Origin of the sequence: Neisseria sp. 23W00296, assembly GCF_044772855.1 — a bacterium.
In the GTDB taxonomy this organism is placed as follows: domain Bacteria; phylum Pseudomonadota; class Gammaproteobacteria; order Burkholderiales; family Neisseriaceae; genus Neisseria.
The window spans coordinates 2,227,504-2,242,610 of the sequence record NZ_CP173024.1 but is presented as its reverse complement, the minus strand read 5'-3'; the positions used below and the strand labels follow the sequence as shown (position 1 = coordinate 2,242,610).

The 15,107-nt window shown below is 58.2% G+C and carries 18 protein-coding genes; 7 read left to right on the top strand and 11 right to left on the bottom strand.

Annotation, left to right across the window (positions count from 1 at the left end; all coding sequences use genetic code 11):
• Positions 1 to 11: 11 nt before the first annotated feature.
• Complete coding sequence (locus ACG2K1_RS11240; RefSeq protein WP_009426975.1) at positions 12 to 986, bottom strand: polyprenyl synthetase family protein; 975 nt, start codon at positions 984 to 986, stop codon at positions 12 to 14.
• Between the two features lie 220 nt (positions 987 to 1,206).
• On the opposite strand from ACG2K1_RS11240, the gene rplU reads away from it, so the two are divergent.
• The 4 genes from rplU to ACG2K1_RS11220 all read left to right on the top strand — a co-directional run bounded on the left by rplU (position 1,207) and on the right by ACG2K1_RS11220 (position 4,084).
• On the top strand, positions 1,207 to 1,515 hold the full coding sequence (rplU, locus tag ACG2K1_RS11235; RefSeq protein ID WP_009117569.1) for a 50S ribosomal protein L21: 309 nt from the start codon (positions 1,207 to 1,209) through the stop codon (positions 1,513 to 1,515).
• A gap of 28 nt (positions 1,516 to 1,543) precedes the next feature.
• Entirely contained in the window at positions 1,544 to 1,819 is a 276-nt protein-coding gene (rpmA, locus tag ACG2K1_RS11230; RefSeq protein ID WP_009426977.1) for a 50S ribosomal protein L27, read from the top strand.
• An 85-nt stretch (positions 1,820 to 1,904) separates the two neighbouring features.
• Entirely contained in the window at positions 1,905 to 2,183 is a 279-nt protein-coding gene (locus tag ACG2K1_RS11225) for a hypothetical protein (protein ID WP_402837566.1), read from the top strand.
• A complete protein-coding gene (locus ACG2K1_RS11220; RefSeq protein ID WP_395429318.1) occupies positions 2,180 to 4,084 on the top strand; it encodes a polysaccharide biosynthesis protein in 1,905 nt (634 codons plus the stop codon). Before ACG2K1_RS11225 ends, ACG2K1_RS11220 begins: the two co-directional genes overlap by 4 nt.
• 267 nt (positions 4,085 to 4,351) lie before the next feature.
• On the opposite strand, the gene lysA is transcribed toward ACG2K1_RS11220, so the two are convergent.
• Both lysA and ACG2K1_RS11210 read right to left on the bottom strand, forming a co-directional pair.
• Positions 4,352 to 5,584, bottom strand: coding sequence for a diaminopimelate decarboxylase (lysA, locus tag ACG2K1_RS11215; RefSeq protein WP_009426981.1), 1,233 nt, complete (start codon positions 5,582 to 5,584; stop codon positions 4,352 to 4,354).
• Entirely contained in the window at positions 5,581 to 5,763 is a 183-nt protein-coding gene (locus ACG2K1_RS11210) for a lipoprotein (protein WP_009426982.1), read from the bottom strand. Before ACG2K1_RS11210 ends, lysA begins: the two co-directional genes overlap by 4 nt.
• A gap of 60 nt (positions 5,764 to 5,823) precedes the next feature.
• Between ACG2K1_RS11210 and cyaY the strand changes: the two genes are divergently transcribed.
• Positions 5,824 to 6,153, top strand: a complete 330-nt coding sequence (gene cyaY / locus ACG2K1_RS11205) for an iron donor protein CyaY (RefSeq protein ID WP_395429319.1) — start codon at positions 5,824 to 5,826, stop codon at positions 6,151 to 6,153.
• A gap of 72 nt (positions 6,154 to 6,225) precedes the next feature.
• Here cyaY and ACG2K1_RS11200 read toward each other — a convergent pair whose 3' ends face one another.
• The 7 genes from ACG2K1_RS11200 to ACG2K1_RS11170 form a co-directional block, all read right to left on the bottom strand.
• Positions 6,226 to 6,909 carry a HEPN domain-containing protein gene (locus ACG2K1_RS11200; protein WP_036496546.1) on the bottom strand — a complete coding sequence of 228 codons (684 nt, stop codon included), beginning with the start codon at positions 6,907 to 6,909 and terminating at the stop codon, positions 6,226 to 6,228.
• 83 nt (positions 6,910 to 6,992) lie between these two features.
• Positions 6,993 to 7,796 carry a DUF3944 domain-containing protein gene (locus ACG2K1_RS11195; RefSeq protein WP_009426985.1) on the bottom strand — a complete coding sequence of 268 codons (804 nt, stop codon included), beginning with the start codon at positions 7,794 to 7,796 and terminating at the stop codon, positions 6,993 to 6,995.
• An 11-nt stretch (positions 7,797 to 7,807) separates the two neighbouring features.
• Complete coding sequence (locus ACG2K1_RS11190) at positions 7,808 to 8,821, bottom strand: GTPase family protein (protein ID WP_009426986.1); 1,014 nt, start codon at positions 8,819 to 8,821, stop codon at positions 7,808 to 7,810.
• A 72-nt stretch (positions 8,822 to 8,893) separates the two neighbouring features.
• The gene (locus tag ACG2K1_RS11185) at positions 8,894 to 9,229 is read right to left on the bottom strand and encodes a hypothetical protein (protein WP_009426987.1); all 336 of its coding nucleotides are present in this window, start codon (positions 9,227 to 9,229) and stop codon (positions 8,894 to 8,896) included.
• 139 nt (positions 9,230 to 9,368) lie between these two features.
• Positions 9,369 to 9,536 carry a hypothetical protein gene (locus ACG2K1_RS11180; protein WP_157058146.1) on the bottom strand — a complete coding sequence of 56 codons (168 nt, stop codon included), beginning with the start codon at positions 9,534 to 9,536 and terminating at the stop codon, positions 9,369 to 9,371.
• Positions 9,524 to 10,498, bottom strand: a complete 975-nt coding sequence (locus ACG2K1_RS11175) for a helix-turn-helix transcriptional regulator (RefSeq protein ID WP_395429321.1) — start codon at positions 10,496 to 10,498, stop codon at positions 9,524 to 9,526. Before ACG2K1_RS11175 ends, ACG2K1_RS11180 begins: the two co-directional genes overlap by 13 nt.
• 262 nt (positions 10,499 to 10,760) lie before the next feature.
• Positions 10,761 to 12,176: a leucyl aminopeptidase gene (locus ACG2K1_RS11170; protein WP_395429322.1), complete on the bottom strand. Its 1,416-nt coding sequence runs from the start codon at positions 12,174 to 12,176 to the stop codon at positions 10,761 to 10,763.
• A 113-nt stretch (positions 12,177 to 12,289) separates the two neighbouring features.
• Between ACG2K1_RS11170 and lptF the strand changes: the two genes are divergently transcribed.
• On the top strand, positions 12,290 to 13,402 hold the full coding sequence (gene lptF / locus ACG2K1_RS11165; RefSeq protein WP_395429323.1) for an LPS export ABC transporter permease LptF: 1,113 nt from the start codon (positions 12,290 to 12,292) through the stop codon (positions 13,400 to 13,402).
• Complete coding sequence (lptG, locus tag ACG2K1_RS11160) at positions 13,399 to 14,469, top strand: LPS export ABC transporter permease LptG (RefSeq protein ID WP_009426992.1); 1,071 nt, start codon at positions 13,399 to 13,401, stop codon at positions 14,467 to 14,469. The genes lptF and lptG overlap by 4 nt, the downstream gene beginning before the upstream one ends.
• Before the next feature lie 118 nt (positions 14,470 to 14,587).
• On the opposite strand, the gene ACG2K1_RS11155 is transcribed toward lptG, so the two are convergent.
• Positions 14,588 to 15,103 carry a hypothetical protein gene (locus tag ACG2K1_RS11155; RefSeq protein WP_395429324.1) on the bottom strand — a complete coding sequence of 172 codons (516 nt, stop codon included), beginning with the start codon at positions 15,101 to 15,103 and terminating at the stop codon, positions 14,588 to 14,590.
• Between the last annotated feature and the right edge of the window lie 4 nt (positions 15,104 to 15,107).

Below are 15,107 nucleotides of genomic sequence, written 5' to 3'. Positions count from 1 at the left end.
AAAACAGTTGCTTACGACACGCGCGCTAATGATTCTTCGGCCAGTTGGCGCATGGCGCGGCTTACTTCGTTGTCGGGCAGGTTTTGCAGGCAGGCGAGGGCTTGGTCTACCGCTTTGCGTGCCTGCTGCGCGGCGTAGGCGAGCGCGTCGGAGGTGGCGACGTGGGCATGGATTTGCGCGAAGCGGCTGCGGTCGGCGTTTTGCAGGGCGTCACGCACGTCCTGTGCGGCTTCGGGGCTGCCTTGGCGCATCAGGTAAATCAGCGGCAGGGTGGGTTTGCCTTCGGCCAGGTCGTCGCCGACGTTTTTGCCGATTTCGGCCGGGTCGCCGCAATAGTCGAGAATGTCGTCGACGATTTGGAAGGCGGTACCGACATACATGCCGTAGTCGCGCAGGGCGGCTTCCTGCTGCGGCGTCGCGCCTGCCAGTATCGCGCCGACTTGGGCGGCGGCCTCGAACAGCTTGGCGGTTTTGTATTGGATGACGCGGACGTATTCTTCTTCGCTGATGTCGGTGTTGCCGATATTCATTAGCTGCATTACTTCGCCTTCGGCAATGATGTTGGTGGCATCGGCCATGACTTCGAGGATGCGCATGCTGCCCGAGCCGACCATCAGTTGGAAGGCGCGGGTATATAAGAAGTCGCCTACCAAAACGGCGGCGGCGTTGCCGAACAGGTTGTTGGCCGTTTCGCGGCCGCGCCGCATATCGCTTTCGTCGACCACATCGTCGTGCAGCAGGGTGGAGGTGTGGATGAATTCCACCATCGCGGCGAGGGAGTAGAGTTTGTCGTCGTCGTAGCCCAGCGATTTGCCTGCCAAAATGGTGATAATCGGCCGCAAACGCTTGCCGCCCGCGCCGATGATATAGTTGCCTATCTGCGAAATCAGGGCGACTTCCGACTGTACCGCGCGTTCGACCACCTGATTGACGCGGCCAAGGTCGGCGGCAAGGTTTTGTTGGAAATAGGGCAGATGTTCGAGCATGGCGGTATCGGCGGCGGAAGGGTTGCTGCGCGGCGGGCAGAAGTCAGAAAGCGTGGGATTATAGCACAAAGGCCATCTGAAAAACGGGATGTTGCGTGGGCAGGCGGCCATATATGCGGCATACGGTTTGACAAAACAGACACTTGTCCCTAGAATGCGCCGTTTCGCGCATGGTGCGCGGAATTTTTGTTTAACCGAAATCCCATTTATGGAGTTGAGTATGTACGCGGTCGTAAAAACCGGCGGCAAACAATACAAAGTTGCCGTTGGCGAAAAATTGAAAGTAGAACAGATACCTGCCGAACTCGACAGCCAAATCGAACTGACCGAAGTTTTGATGATTGCTGACGGCGAATCTGTAAAAGTAGGCGCGCCCTTTATCGAAGGCGCGAAAGTAACGGCCAAAGTAGTGGCACACGGCCGCGGCGAGAAAATCCGCATTTTCAAAATGCGCCGCCGCAAACACTACCAGAAACGCCAGGGCCACCGCCAGAATTTCACCCAAATCGAAATCGTGGCCATCGCCTAATTTCTAATCCAAGTCAGGAGTATCCAACATGGCAAGTAAAAAAGCAGGCGGCAGTACCCGCAACGGCCGCGATTCCGAAGCCAAACGCTTGGGCGTGAAAGCCTACGGCAACGAGCTGATTCCCGCAGGTTCCATCATCGTGCGCCAGCGCGGCACCAAATTCCACGCAGGCGACAACGTCGGCATGGGCAAAGACCACACTCTGTTTGCCAAAGTGGACGGCTATGTGGAATTCGCCGTCAAAGGCCGTTTGAACCGAAAAACCGTGAGCGTGCGCCCCTACACCGGCGCGGAAGAAGCGTAAACGGCAGACAGTATGCAGCGAACCCGTCCTTTGGGCGGGTTTTTTGTGTCTTGCCGCCGCCCGCGGCGCTTCGGGTATCGGCAGCATGCGCTGTCTTTCACCGATAACTTGGAGGCCGTCTGAAGCTTGGAGGCCGACTTCAAAACCAACCGAACGCCGCATGGCGAAAACGGGGCAGCCGAAAGACACAAATGCGCCTGCCCGCATCCCGTTCCGCCACGTTTTCAGACGGCCTCCCACGCCGCAGATGCAAGCGGCGCCGCGCTATAATGCAGGCCGTCTGAAACACGTTTTGCCCGCTTTGCCGCAACCCTGTTTTCAGACGGCCTGTCCGTCATTTCTTTCCGACACCTTTCCCGAATGATGCTCGAAACCCTGCTGGCGCTGCCGCGCAATGTGAAAAAACTGCTGTTTGTCGTCCACGACATCCTGCTGGTTTTCTGCGCCTTCTGGTTTACCCAAAGCCTGAAAGCCGATTACGACAACGAATGGGCCGACCCCGCCAACTGGTATGCGCTGGCCGCCACCACCACCTTCACCGTGCTGCTCTTCGTGCGGCTGGGGCTTTACCGCGCGGTAACGCGCTACATCAGCCTGCGCATTCTCGCCGTCGCCCTGTTCGGCAGCTTCGCCTCCATGCTGGCGTTTTTTTTCAGCGTGCTGCTGTTCGAGCGCCAGTTGCGCCTTGCCCTGCCCGTGGTGTTTTTCTTCCTGATGGTGGTGCTGATTGCCGGTTCGCGCCTGCTGCTGCGGCTGGTGCTCACCGAACGCAGCGAGCGCCACGGCGCGGCGGCGGTGATTATCTACGGCGCGGGACAGTCGGGGCGGCAGCTGGCCGAAGCGGTGCGGCAGGTACACGAATACCGCCCCGCCGCCTTTGTCGACGACAATCCGCGCCTGCAAAACACCACCGTCAGCGACCTGCCCGTGTTCGCCCCCGCAGAAATCGAACGGCTGATCAGACAATACGGCATCCGCAAAATCCTCCTCGCCATCCCCAGCGCGGGCGCACAACAGCGGCGTGACATCCTGCGCCGCCTCGAAGCCTATCCCTGCGAAGTGCTCGCCATTCCCGGCATGAAAGACCTGGTTGACGGACGCATCCACACCGGCGTATTGAAAAAAATCTCCGCCGCCGACCTTTTGGGACGCGAACCCGTCGCTCCGCTCCCCGACCTGATGGCGCGCGACATCGCGGGCAAGAGCGTGATGGTAACGGGCGCGGGCGGCTCTATCGGCTCGGAGCTGTGCCGCCAGATTATCGCCCTCGCGCCCTCGCGGCTGGTGCTGTTCGAACTGTCGGAATTTTCCCTCTACACCATCGAACGCGAGCTGGACGAATGGCGGCAGCAGCACGGCGGCGGCTGCGAAATCCTGCCGCTTTTAGGCTCGGTGCAGGACGAAGGCCGTCTGAAAAGCGTCATGTCCGCCTTCGATGTCGACACCATCTACCACGCCGCCGCCTACAAACACGTCCCCATGGTTGCCCTCAATACCGTCGAAGGCGTGCGCAACAACCTTTTCGGCACACTCGCCTGCGCCCGAGCCGCACAAGAAAGCGGCGTCTCCACCTTCGTCCTGATTTCCACCGACAAAGCCGTGCGCCCCACCAACACCATGGGCGCGAGCAAACGCATGGCCGAACTCGTCTTACAGGCGCTCGCCGCCGAACCCGCCTGCCACACCCGTTTTTCCATGGTGCGCTTCGGCAACGTGCTCGGCTCGTCCGGCTCCGTCGTCCCCGCCTTTGAAAAACAAATCGCCGCAGGCGGCCCCGTCACCCTCACCCATCCCGACATCACCCGCTATTTCATGACCATCCCCGAAGCCGCCCAGCTCGTTATCCAGGCCGGCGCGATGGGCAAAGGCGGCGACGTGTTCGTGCTCGACATGGGAGAATCCGTCAAAATCATCGACCTCGCCCGCCAAATGATCCGCCTCTCCGGCCTCGAAGTGAAAGACGATACCCACCCGCAGGGCGACATCGAAATCCGCATTACCGGCCTGCGCCCGGGCGAAAAACTCTACGAAGAGCTGCTGATCGGCGACAACGCCGCCCCCACCGGCCACCCGCGCATCCTCACCGCCAGCGAAACCATGCTGCCCTGGCCGCAGCTCTCCGTTTTGCTCGACCAAATCGCCGCCGCCTGCGACCGCGGCGACCAGCCCGAAATCCGCCGCCTCCTGCTCGCCGCCCCCACCGCCTTCAACCCGCAAGACGGCCTGTGCGATTTGGTGTGGACGGCGCAACAGCAAAACGGCTGAGCAAAAGGCATCAGGCCGTCTGAAACCCGTTTTTTGGTTTTCAGACGGCCTTTCTGTATCCACAGCAATCGGTTGGGTGCGGGCGGCGTAACAGCAAAACGGCTGAGCAAAAGGCCGTCTGAAAACGCAAACCGTGCTGCCGTTCGACTGCCGCCGCTGTTTCAGACGGCCTCAAACCTTTATCGCGCGGCGCGTCGGCGGAGCATCATCAAGGCCGTCTGAAACCCGTTTTTCGGTTTTCAGACGGCCTTTTTGCATCCGCAGCAATCAGTCCGCCGCGTTCAGGCATTCCCTTTCGTTGGCCAGCATTTCTTCGATGGTTTCGCGGCGGCGCACAAGGCGGGCTTGGCTGCCGCAAACCAGCACTTCGGCGGCGCGGGGGCGGGTGTTGTAGTTGCCCGCCATGCTCGAGGCGTAAGCCCCCGCGCTGTGCACAACCAGCAAATCGTCCGCCTGTGCCGCGATGCTGCGGTCTTTGGCGAGGAAGTCGCCCGTTTCGCAAATCGGGCCGACGATGTCGGCGGCGAAGGGGGCGGCGGACGGCGTTTCGGCAGGTTCGATGTGGTGGTAGGCCTGATAGAGGGCGGGGCGCATCAAATCGTTCATGGCGGCGTCGGTGATAACGAAGTTTTTGTTTTCGTTGTGTTTGACGTATTCGACGCGGGTGAGCAGAACGCCCGCGTTGCCGACGAGGCTGCGGCCGGGTTCGAGTATCAGGCCGAGTGTGCGGCTGCCGATAAGTTCGCGCACGGCGGCGGCGTAGGCGGCGAGATCGGGTGTGTCTTCGTCGCGGTAGACGATGCCGACGCCGCCGCCCAAGTCGATGTGCTGCAAGGCGATGCCCTGCGCGGCGAGGCGGTCGGCGAGACTAAGGATGCGTTCGCAGGCTTCGACGAGCGGGTCGAGTTTGATGAGCTGCGAACCGATGTGGCAGTCGATGCCGACGACGCGCAGGTGCGGCAGTTCGGCGGCGCGGCGGTAGGCGGCTTCGGCGTCGCGCATGGCGATGCCGAATTTGTTTTCTTTCAGGCCGGTGGAGATATAGGGATGGGTTTGCGCGTCCACATCGGGATTGATGCGCAGGGAAACGGGCGCGCGCAGGTTCAGACGGCCTGCAACGTCGTTGATGCGTTCGAGCTCGGGCAGGCTCTCGACGTTGAAACACTTGATGCCCGCTTTGAGGGCAAACTCGATTTCGGCCTCGCTTTTGCCGACGCCGGAGAAAATGGTTTTCGCCGCGCTGCCGCCTGCGGCCAGGACGCGGGCGAGTTCGCCGCCGGAAACGATGTCGAAGCCGCTGCCCAGCTCGGCGAAGCGGCGGATAACGGCCAGGTTACCGTTGGCTTTGACGGCGTAGCAGATGAGGGGGTTGAGGGCGGCAAAGGCGGTTTGGTAGGCGGCGTAGGCTTGGTCGAGGGCGGCTTGGCTGTAAACGTAAAGCGGCGTGCCGTAGCGTTCGGCCAGCTCGGTGTAGCTGAGGTTTTCGCAGCGCAGGGTCATGGTCGGGTTTCCGTGGATTGTGCGGGTGTTTTGGCGGGGCGGACGGGTTTTTTCAGACCGGTTTGTACCGCGCCGAAGCCCGCTTTGTCGTTTTCTTTGGGCAGATAGAGGTCGCCTTTGAAGCCGCAGGCGGCCAGCAGCAGAAGGGCGGCCAAAGCGGCCGCAACGGGGGTTTTCATGGTTTTTTTGCGTTTCCTGTGGCAAGATGCGCGCCATTTTAACCCAATCTGACAAAGCAAATGATGACGGAAAGTGAATTTTTGCAGCATTCGGACGCGCTGTTTGCCTATATCGAAGACGAAATCGACGGCAGCGGCTTGGACTTCGACTGCCAGCGCGCGGGCAATGTGCTGACGATAGAGGCGGACGACGGCACGCAGGTGATCGTTAACCGCCACACGCCCAATCAGGAATTGTGGATTGCGGCCAAAAGCGGCGGCTACCATTTCGCCGAGCAGAACGGCCGATGGCTCGCCACGCGCGACGGGCAGGAGTTTTTCGCCGTGCTCTCCGAAGTGCTGTCCGCCGCCTGCGGCGAAACGGTCGATATTGCGCCGTTTGCCGGATGAGTTTTGCAGATAGAGGTCGTCTGAAAACCTTTTAATCGGGTTTTCAGACGGCCTTTTTAAACCTGCTTCCGCCTAACCGTTGTCTTTGACATAAGGATAAAACGGCCTGCCCCAATCGCGCTGCGGGTGCTGCTGCATGATGTGCAGCACGGCGGGAATCAGGTCGGCGAGGATATGGCAGGCGTCTTTAAGCTGGCGGCGGTTGGCACTGCTGCCGAAGGTCGCGCCACCGTGCACCATCTGGTTGCGCAGGGTGTAAAGACGGTCGAACAACACGGCCAGCACGGTATCGGTATCCTGCGCGGCCAATGCGGCATGCGCTTTCTTTTTGGCGCGGGCAAAATCCTCCTGCCATGCGGCCTCGCTGATTTTGCCGTTGTGGAAATCCCAAAAGGGCAGGAAGGTGTAGCGGTTGTCCAGCAAGGTGCGGATGCTGCCCGAATAGGTCTGCCAAACCAGCTTATAGAGCAGCCGCTCCTTGTCCAGGCTGCACACGGTTTGCAGAAACTGCCTGAAATCGCTGCGCTCCGTGGGCATCGAATGCCTGTCGATTTCATTGGCGTAGGCGGCGTTAAAGGCAATCCACAGGGCGATAAAGCGGAAATCCAAACCTTCGCTGTTTTCAGACGGCCTTTGCGCCTCTGCGGCGGCTTTGAGCCAGCTTAGCGCGCGGTGGATGCGCAGGCGGAAGGATTCGGGGTAGGTGTCGCGGTGTTGGCGGTAGTAGGAGTTGGTGCTGTCAAGATTTGCCGTCATGGGAAGCTCCTTATAAGGTTGAGGCCGTCTGAAAGGTTTTAACTTCGTTGAAGCTTTGCTTTCAGACGGCCGGTATTTGCGGATTACTGGGAGGTTAAATCGCTTTCTTCGCGTTTGTACCTCTCCAATTCACGTTGGTATTCGGTAAGTAGATGTTTTTTCTCTAATTCGTCCTGTCGACGCAGCCAGGCAATATTTAATACGGCAGGAATGGTTACACGGTAGGCCGGCCCTGCGAAATCAATCGCTGTCCATGCCCCTATAATTGCCCAACCAATTGGACCGGTAAGAAAAGATACTGTTCGAGCCAATAAAGAGCTGCCTGCAACGGCCAAGCCTCTGCCAAGAATAGCAGTCAATGCGCTATCAATAATGATTGATGCCAATTGGTAAGATTGAATGCCGCCCGAACGAAAAGCAGTGATAAATGCCGCTAGCAATGCTTCTTTGCTCAGGGAAGTGGCAGAAGAAATACCGATTTTGTTCGCTAATTTCTGTAAATCTTTGCTATCGAGTTTGCTGGCGCCAGTCTCAAGGATTTTCTCTAAAAGTGCACTTTCCAAATCAGCAGTTGATACGTTTTTGTCAAATTTGACTTTCATTTTTTCAGCCACATCAGACAAAACTTCCCGATAAAGCACGCCTTTTCCGCCGCGTGCCATTGTGGCAAAGGAGTTTGCGCCAAACGTTTGGATTTCAGCAGCAATCTCCTGCCAGTATTTCTGATGATCGGGAACGTATTTTTTGTAGGATTCAGATTTGCTTAATTCTTCGGTAATCCGTTCTTTGCCATCGGTATCGTAGATTAGGCAGTACACCAAATCATTCAAATCACGGCTTTCCATTTCCGCAAGAAATTCTAGATCTTTGTCTTCACGATATGCCATGTTTCGATCCTTTATTCGTTATTTTTGTTTGCTTTTTCTTTAAACAGCGATATAGCCCAGTTAAAAGCGGCTTCACGAGCTTCTTTTGATGAAAGTACGGCAACAACTGTATCTTTTGCAAAATCAACAGTTTTTTCTGCTACCTCTTTGGTGGAGTCAATAATTTTAAGCCCCATATCCGTTGCAAACAATTTGATGTTTTCCCAAAGAGATTCTTCAATTTTTTCTTTTATTTCATCTTGATAGTCTTTGTCATTATCTTGAAAAACAGACTCGTCCTGATTTACATCCTGCATGACGATTGCCCTTTTTTTCAATGGCAGATGGGTCAGGATATGGCTCAGTAGTTTTTCCATATTGTACGGCTGTTGTGTTTCGTCTCCGTCTTTAAAACCAGCCACATAGTAAATCATGTCGGCATTCAAACCGGTATCTTCCTGAATCCGTTTGCGGGTGGATTCGAGTTTTTCCTGTAATATGGTTTCCAATTTTTTAGTGGGACGGTTGTTTTCGCTGTCCCATCCGCGCCCGCTGTTGGCCATATCGGCTTTATTGATGGCAACCAATAGGCGGTTTTTATCTGCTTCGGCTAAATTCGGGCTGATAACGTCTTTGATAATGGTGTAGGCAGAGCTAAAGTCGCGGCTGGCGCCGTCCAATATCAGCAGCACCATATCGATTAACGGCTGGCCGTTTTCATCCTTTTCATGCAGTTTTTTCTCGATTTGCTCCTTATAACGCCGGTCATTAGCAGCAGAGTCGCCAAATCCCGGAGTGTCCCAAATAATCAGGTTGTCCCATTTGTAGGCTTTAAGTTCGGCAGTTTCGGGTTCTGCGCCTTGTCCGACAGGTGCACGATTATCTTTGAACAGCCCGTTAATGGTAGAGCTTTTGCCGACACCTGTTCCGCCAACCAGCAGAACATTGACTTTGGTGCTTCGCAGTCTGTTGGTTAATTCTCTAAGTTGCGATTTGCTTAAACCTTGAATTTCACTGTTTTCCAAAACATCAAAAATATTAAACATGGTTTTACTCTCCTACACTGGTTTCAGATAAAAGCCTTGCGGCGGAAATGCGGCGGATGCCGCGAAAAACGGTTATTTCTTAAATTCCACAATCAGCCGGTTATTCGCCAAGTCTTTGCAGACTTCGTAATCGGGGTTGTAGGTGGCGATATTGTGGGCGGCGATGCCGACGGCTGTGGCGATGCCTGCGCCTGCGTGGAAAATGCCGACTGCGGCGGCGGCCAGGCGTCCACGGGTGTAGATGCGGCAGGTGAGCCGCTGTTTTTCGATTTCGGCCTCGACGGCGAGAACGGTGTCGGTCAGGGCGTCCAAATCGACGTCCCAGATTTGGAAGCTGCTGCGGCTTTCGATCAGTTGCGGCAGTTGTCCGTTCAGGTCGGCGAGGGCGATTTTTCGGGTTTCGGTCATGGCTTGTCCTTTTGCTTGTTTTGGCGGTATGGTGTTGCGGGCAGCTTTGGGTTGCAAAGCGGTAGGGGTCTTTTACGGCTGCAATATATGGTTTTCTTTTCCTGAGGCCGTCTGAAAGGGTTTTCAGACGGCCTTTTGTTTATTTCCTGTTGCGGGTCATAAAAAACAGGCCGAGCGCGAAAGCGGCCAAAACCAGCAATATCGCCGCCCATGTGGGCAGATAGGGCAGCCAGCCGCCGGAATGGGAGATGGCGTTGCCTATCAGCCGTAGGAGTATTTCAAGAAGTTCGCCGATCATCTTTCCCATTTTTCATCCTTTCCGTCGAGATAGGCGCGCAGTTTGCGTTCCATCTGTTCCTGCAAACCAGCGGGGCTGACGATGGAGACGTGGGGTATCCAGTATTGGACGATGGGCACGACTTCCATCGGGCTGACGTTTTTGCAGGCCAGAAGCAGGCTGCCGTCTTCGAGGCTGCGCACGGTTTCCTGGTTGGGCAGCAGGGCGCGGCGGGTGAAGTAGGGGGCGGCGCGTGCGGCGATGCGGACTACGATTTCGCCGATGTGGTTGCCGTGGTAGAGGCTGTCGCTCTCTTCGATGCGGCGGGAGAGGTCTTCGTCGAACAGGAAGGTGTCGCGCTCTTTTTGCGGGTTGCGGATTTGGCTGAAACAGAAGGTTTTCTGTTTGCCGCAATCGAGGCCGGCGAGGTACCAGATGCCGTTTTTGTTGACGAGGCGGTAGGGTTCGAGGCGGTAGTTTTTGATGCTGCCGTCGGTTTTGACGTAGGCGAAGGAGAGGATGTTGCGCTGTTCGACGGCTTGGGTGATGAGGTCGAATTCGTTTTGGCGCTCTTTGATGTCTTCGTATTGGAAGCCTTTGACGGTGACGCTTTGGCGCAGGGCTTCGCGGAAGAATTTGCGGTCGGGTTCGGGGAAGAGGTCTTGAATGCTGGCGAAGCGGCAGATGCGTTCGATTTCGCCCGCGCCGAGGTGGCCGTGGCGGTTTTTGTCGATGAAGTAGCCTTTGCTGTTTTTGTCGAGCAGGTGGGAGAGGCGGCCGATGTCGCGCTGGATGGTGCGCAATGAGATTTCGTATTTGGCGGCCAGTTGCTGCGGAACGAGGATTTCGCCGTTGTTGAGGCGGGTGAGGATGTCGGCCAGTCTTTCGGCGATTTTGAGCTGGTTTTTGCTGGGTGAAGCCATGTTTTCGGTTCGCTGTGTTTGGATGGGCGACAGTATGCGCGGGTGCTGCGACAGGATTTGTCGTGGCAAAAACGGGTTTTTGATGTTTTTATTAGTCGATTGTTTTGAAATTGTTTTTTTTTTTTTTGCTTTATATAAACGGTTTGATTATTTGACAAGCGGTATAGATCGGCATTGTAACTGCTTTTGATTTTTTGTAAAGATTTTGTTTTTCAGACGGCCTTTGGGTTACAAGTGGGGCGTTGCCCCGTGCGGTACGCCCTACCCAATATTAAAAGGCCGTCTGAAACCTTTGCGGTTTTCAGACGGCCTTTTGTGTTGCGGAAGGGGTTTACGCTCTGTTGCGCAGGAATTCCAGCAGGAGGGGGACGGGGCGGCCGGTGGCGCCTTTTTCTTTGCCGGATTTCCAGGCGGTGCCGGCGATGTCGAGGTGTGCCCACGGGTAGGTTTCGGTGAAGTGCGACAGGAAGGCGGCGGCGGTAATCGTGCCGGCGGGTCGGCCGCCAATGTTTTGCAGGTCGGCAAAGTTGGATTTGAGCTGTTCTTTGTATTCGGGGAACAGGGGGAGCTGCCAGGCTTTGTCGTTGGCGGCGCGGGCGGCGGCGAGGAGTTGGTCGGCCAACTCCTGGTTGTTGGCCAGCAGGCCGCTGGCGGTGTGGCCGAGGGCGATGATGCAGGCGCCGGTGAGGGTGGCGACGTCGATCACGGCGGCAGGCTCGAATTGTGCGGCGTAGGTGAGGGCGTCGCAGAGGATGAGGCGGCCTTCGGCGTCGGTGTTGAGGATTTCGATGGTGGTGCCGTTCATGGCGGTGACGATGTCGCCGGGTTTGCTCGCGCCGGCATCGGGCATATTTTCGCAGGTGGGGACGACGGCAATCAGGTTGACGGGAAGCCTGGCTTTGGCGGCGGCAATGAATGTGCCGATCACGCTTGCCGCGCCGCACATGTCGTATTTCATTTCGTCCATTGCTTCGCCGGGTTTGAGGGAGATGCCGCCTGAATCGAAGGTGATGCCTTTGCCGACGAGGACGACGGGCGCGGCGGCGGGGTCGGAGGCGCCCATCCAGCGCATCTCGATCAGATAGGGGTTTTGCACGCTGCCTTTGGCGACAGACCAAAACGCGCCCATGTGTTCGCGGATGTATTCTTTATCGAGGATTTTGGCCGAGGCGCCGAATTTTTCGGCTTCGGTTTTGGCAGTTTCGGCGAGGTATTGCGGGGTGCAGACATTGGGGGCGGTATTGCCGAGGTCTTTGCACAGGTTGATGCCGTAGAGGGCGGCTTCGGCGGCGGCTAAGGCCGTCTGAACGGCGGCGGCGTGTTCGGGCGCGTAAAAAGCGGCGCTTTGCAGCTTGGCGGGTTTGGCTTCTTTTTTGAAGCGGTCGAAACGGTAAACCGCCGCGCCGATGGCGAGGGCGAACGTTTCGGCGGCCGACGCGGCTTCGGCGGCATCCAGTGCGGACAAGTCGACGGCAACGCTTTCCTGCTTCTGTGCCCAGGCAGCGGCTTCGGCGGCGGCTTTTTCAAGTTCGGCACGGGCGAAGGCGGCAGGGCGGCAGACGGCAACGGCGCGCAGTTTGCCTTCGGACACGGTTTGCGCGGTGGCGAAGGTGTCGCCGTTTTCCAGCGAAGCAAGCAGCAGGGCGGCGGTTTCGTCGGTGCGGACGGTGATGCCTGCGGGCACGATATAGAGCACTGCGCCTGCGGCCTGCGGCTGCAAAGATTCGGCTTTTGTGATAAATTCCATTTTCCTAATTTCCTGTCGGTTGCTGTGAGAATCCGCAGGATTGTACTCCATCATACAGGCCGTCTGAAACCGCCGCCGCGCCTTTTCAGACGGCCTTTGCCGATAATGCGTTTATGATTTACCGCCAAAACTTCATTAAAGAACTCACCTTCGCCGCCGTCGGCATTTTTGCCGTGGTGCTGGCGGTGCTGGTGTCCACGCAGGCCGTGAACCTGCTCGGCCGCGCCGCCGACGGGCGCGTGGCGGTGGACGCCGTTGCCGCGCTGATCGGCTTCTGGACGCTGGGCATGACGCCGCTTCTGCTGGTGCTCACCGCCTATATTTCCACCCTCGCCGTGCTCACGCGCTTTTGGCGCGACAGCGAAATGTCGGTGTGGCTCTCCTGCGGCCTGTCGCTGAAACAGTGGCTGCGTCCCGTGCTTGCCTTCGCCCTGCCCTTTGCCGTGCTGATTGCCGTGATGCAGCTTTCCGTTTTGCCGTGGGCGGAACTGCGCAGCCGCGAGTTTGCCGAACTTTTGAAGCAGAAGCAGGAACTGTCGCTGGTGGAAGAGGGCGAGTTCCGCACGCTGGGCAAACGCAACGGCCGCGTGTATTTCGTCGAAACCTTCAACACCGAATCGGGCGTGATGAAAAACCTCTTTCTGCGCGAGCAGGATAGTAAAGGACGGGAAAACGTCGTCTTCGCCAAAGAAGGCCGCTTCGCCCTCAACGACCACAAACGCACGCTCGAACTGACGCAGGGTTACCGTTACAGCGGCATCCCCGGCGAAGCCGATTACAACCGCGTCGGCTTCGAGCGCCTCAGCCTCGTCATCAGCACCACGCCGAAAATCATCAACCCCATCGACCACCGCCGCACCATTCCCACCGCCCGCCTTATCGGCAGCGACAACCCGCAATACCGCGCCGAACTGATGTGGCGCGTCAGCCTGCCGCTGGCCGCGCTCATCCTCGCCGTGCTTGCCGTGCCGCTCTCCTATTACAACCCACGCACCGGCCATACCTACAACATCCTGTTTGCCATCGGCTTTTTCCTGATTTACCAAAACGGCCTCACCTTCCTGCGCAACGCCATCGAAAACGGCAAAATCGGCTTTTGGGCGGGACTCCTGCCGCCGCATCTTGCCATGCTGGCCGCCGCCCTCCTGTTGCTGCGCATCCGCTCCATGCCTGCGCAGCCCTTCGGCCAAGCGCTCAAAGCCGCCCTGAAAGGCAGCAAACCATGAAACTCATCGCCCGCTATCTCGTCAGGCAGCTTGCCGGCGCCAGCCTTTATGCCATGTTTGCCCTGCTTACCCTCTACAGCTTTTTCGACATCGTCGGCGAAGTGGGCGACATCGGCGAAGGCAGCTACAACGGCGTCAAAATGATGCAGTACGTCCTGCTGCAAATTCCCGACCACGCCTATCAGATGATGCCGCTGGCCGTCTTAATCGGCGGCCTCATCGCCCTCAGCCGCCTCGCCGCCAACAGCGAGCTCACCGTGATCAAAACCAGCGGCATGAGCACCGCCGGACTCATCTCCATCCTCCTTGCCTTCGGCCTGATTTTCGCCTGCGGCACCGCCGTTCTCGGCGAATGGGCCGCGCCTGCCGCCAACCGCTACGCCGAAAACCTGAAAACCACCGCCAAAAACGGCCGCATCAGCACCGGCGCCGAAGGCCTGTGGATTAAAGAAAAAAGCACCATCGTCAACGTGCGCGAAATGCTGCCCGACCAAAGCCTGCGCGGCATCAAAGCCTTCCGCCTCAACGACGCCTTCCAACTGGCCGAAAGCTGGCAGGCCGACGCCGCCACAGTTGCCGCCGACGGCACATGGCATCTGCAGAACGTCCGTCGCAGCATCCTCGAAAAAGAGCGCGTGCGCACCGAGCGGCACGACAGCGAAAACTGGCAGGCCGACATCCGCAGCGGCCTGCTCGACGTCCTCCTCGTCAGCCCCAACCAAATGTCCGTCACCGCGCTGACCGCCTACATCGCCCACCTCGAAGACAACCGCCAGAAAACCGACCTCTACCGCATCGAATGGTGGCGCAAACTCATGTACCCCGTCGCCACCGTCGTCATGGCGCTTGTCGCACTCGCCTTCACCCCGCAATCGACGCGCCACGGCAATATGGGGCTCAAACTCTTCGGCGGCATCTGCCTCGGCCTCGCCTTCCACTTCGCCGGCCGCCTGTTCGGCTTCACCAGCCAGCTCTACGGCATCCCGCCCTTTATCGCCGCCGTGCTGCCCACCCTGATCTTCGCCGTTTGGGCGGTGTGGCTGATACGCAGGCAGGAAGCGCGTTAGACTTGCCGCCGCACAAAGCATTGAGGCCGTCTGAAAGCATAAAGGCCGTCTGAAAAAAGCCTTTTCGCTTCGTTGAAGCTTCGCTTTCAGACGGCCTCATGCTTGGCGGCGCGGCGGGTCAAACACCGTCCTGACCGATATCCTCCAATCTGTCGGCGGCCGCGTGCCGTTTGGTGATGCGGTACCAGCCCGCCAGCCGCCACAGGCACAGCAGCGCGACAAAGGGCAGGCAGGCGGCCACGGCGAGGTAGCGCGGGTTGGCTGCCGACACCGCAGGTTCGCCGCCCGCCAGCCGCAACAGCGCCCAACCCCACTGCCACACCGAAGTCAGCGAAAACGCCAGCACGGCCAGCAGCCCCAGCGTGGAAAACACGCCGACGGGCACGGCCTCGCCGCGCGGTACGGTACGGTTGAGCCGCAGCAGCACCAACAGGCCGAAGCCGACCACCAGCACCATGCCGCCGTTGGCCAGCACCTGCAAGCCGTTGAAAGCGATTTCGGGCGACACGGGCAGGCCGTCGGCGGGTGCGGTTTTGCGCTGCCCCAGCGCCACGCTCTGCATCACGTTCAATATAAAGGTGTAAATCATGTCTGCCAGCACCGCCCAAACCGGCAGCGAAAAAACAAAACGCATCGCG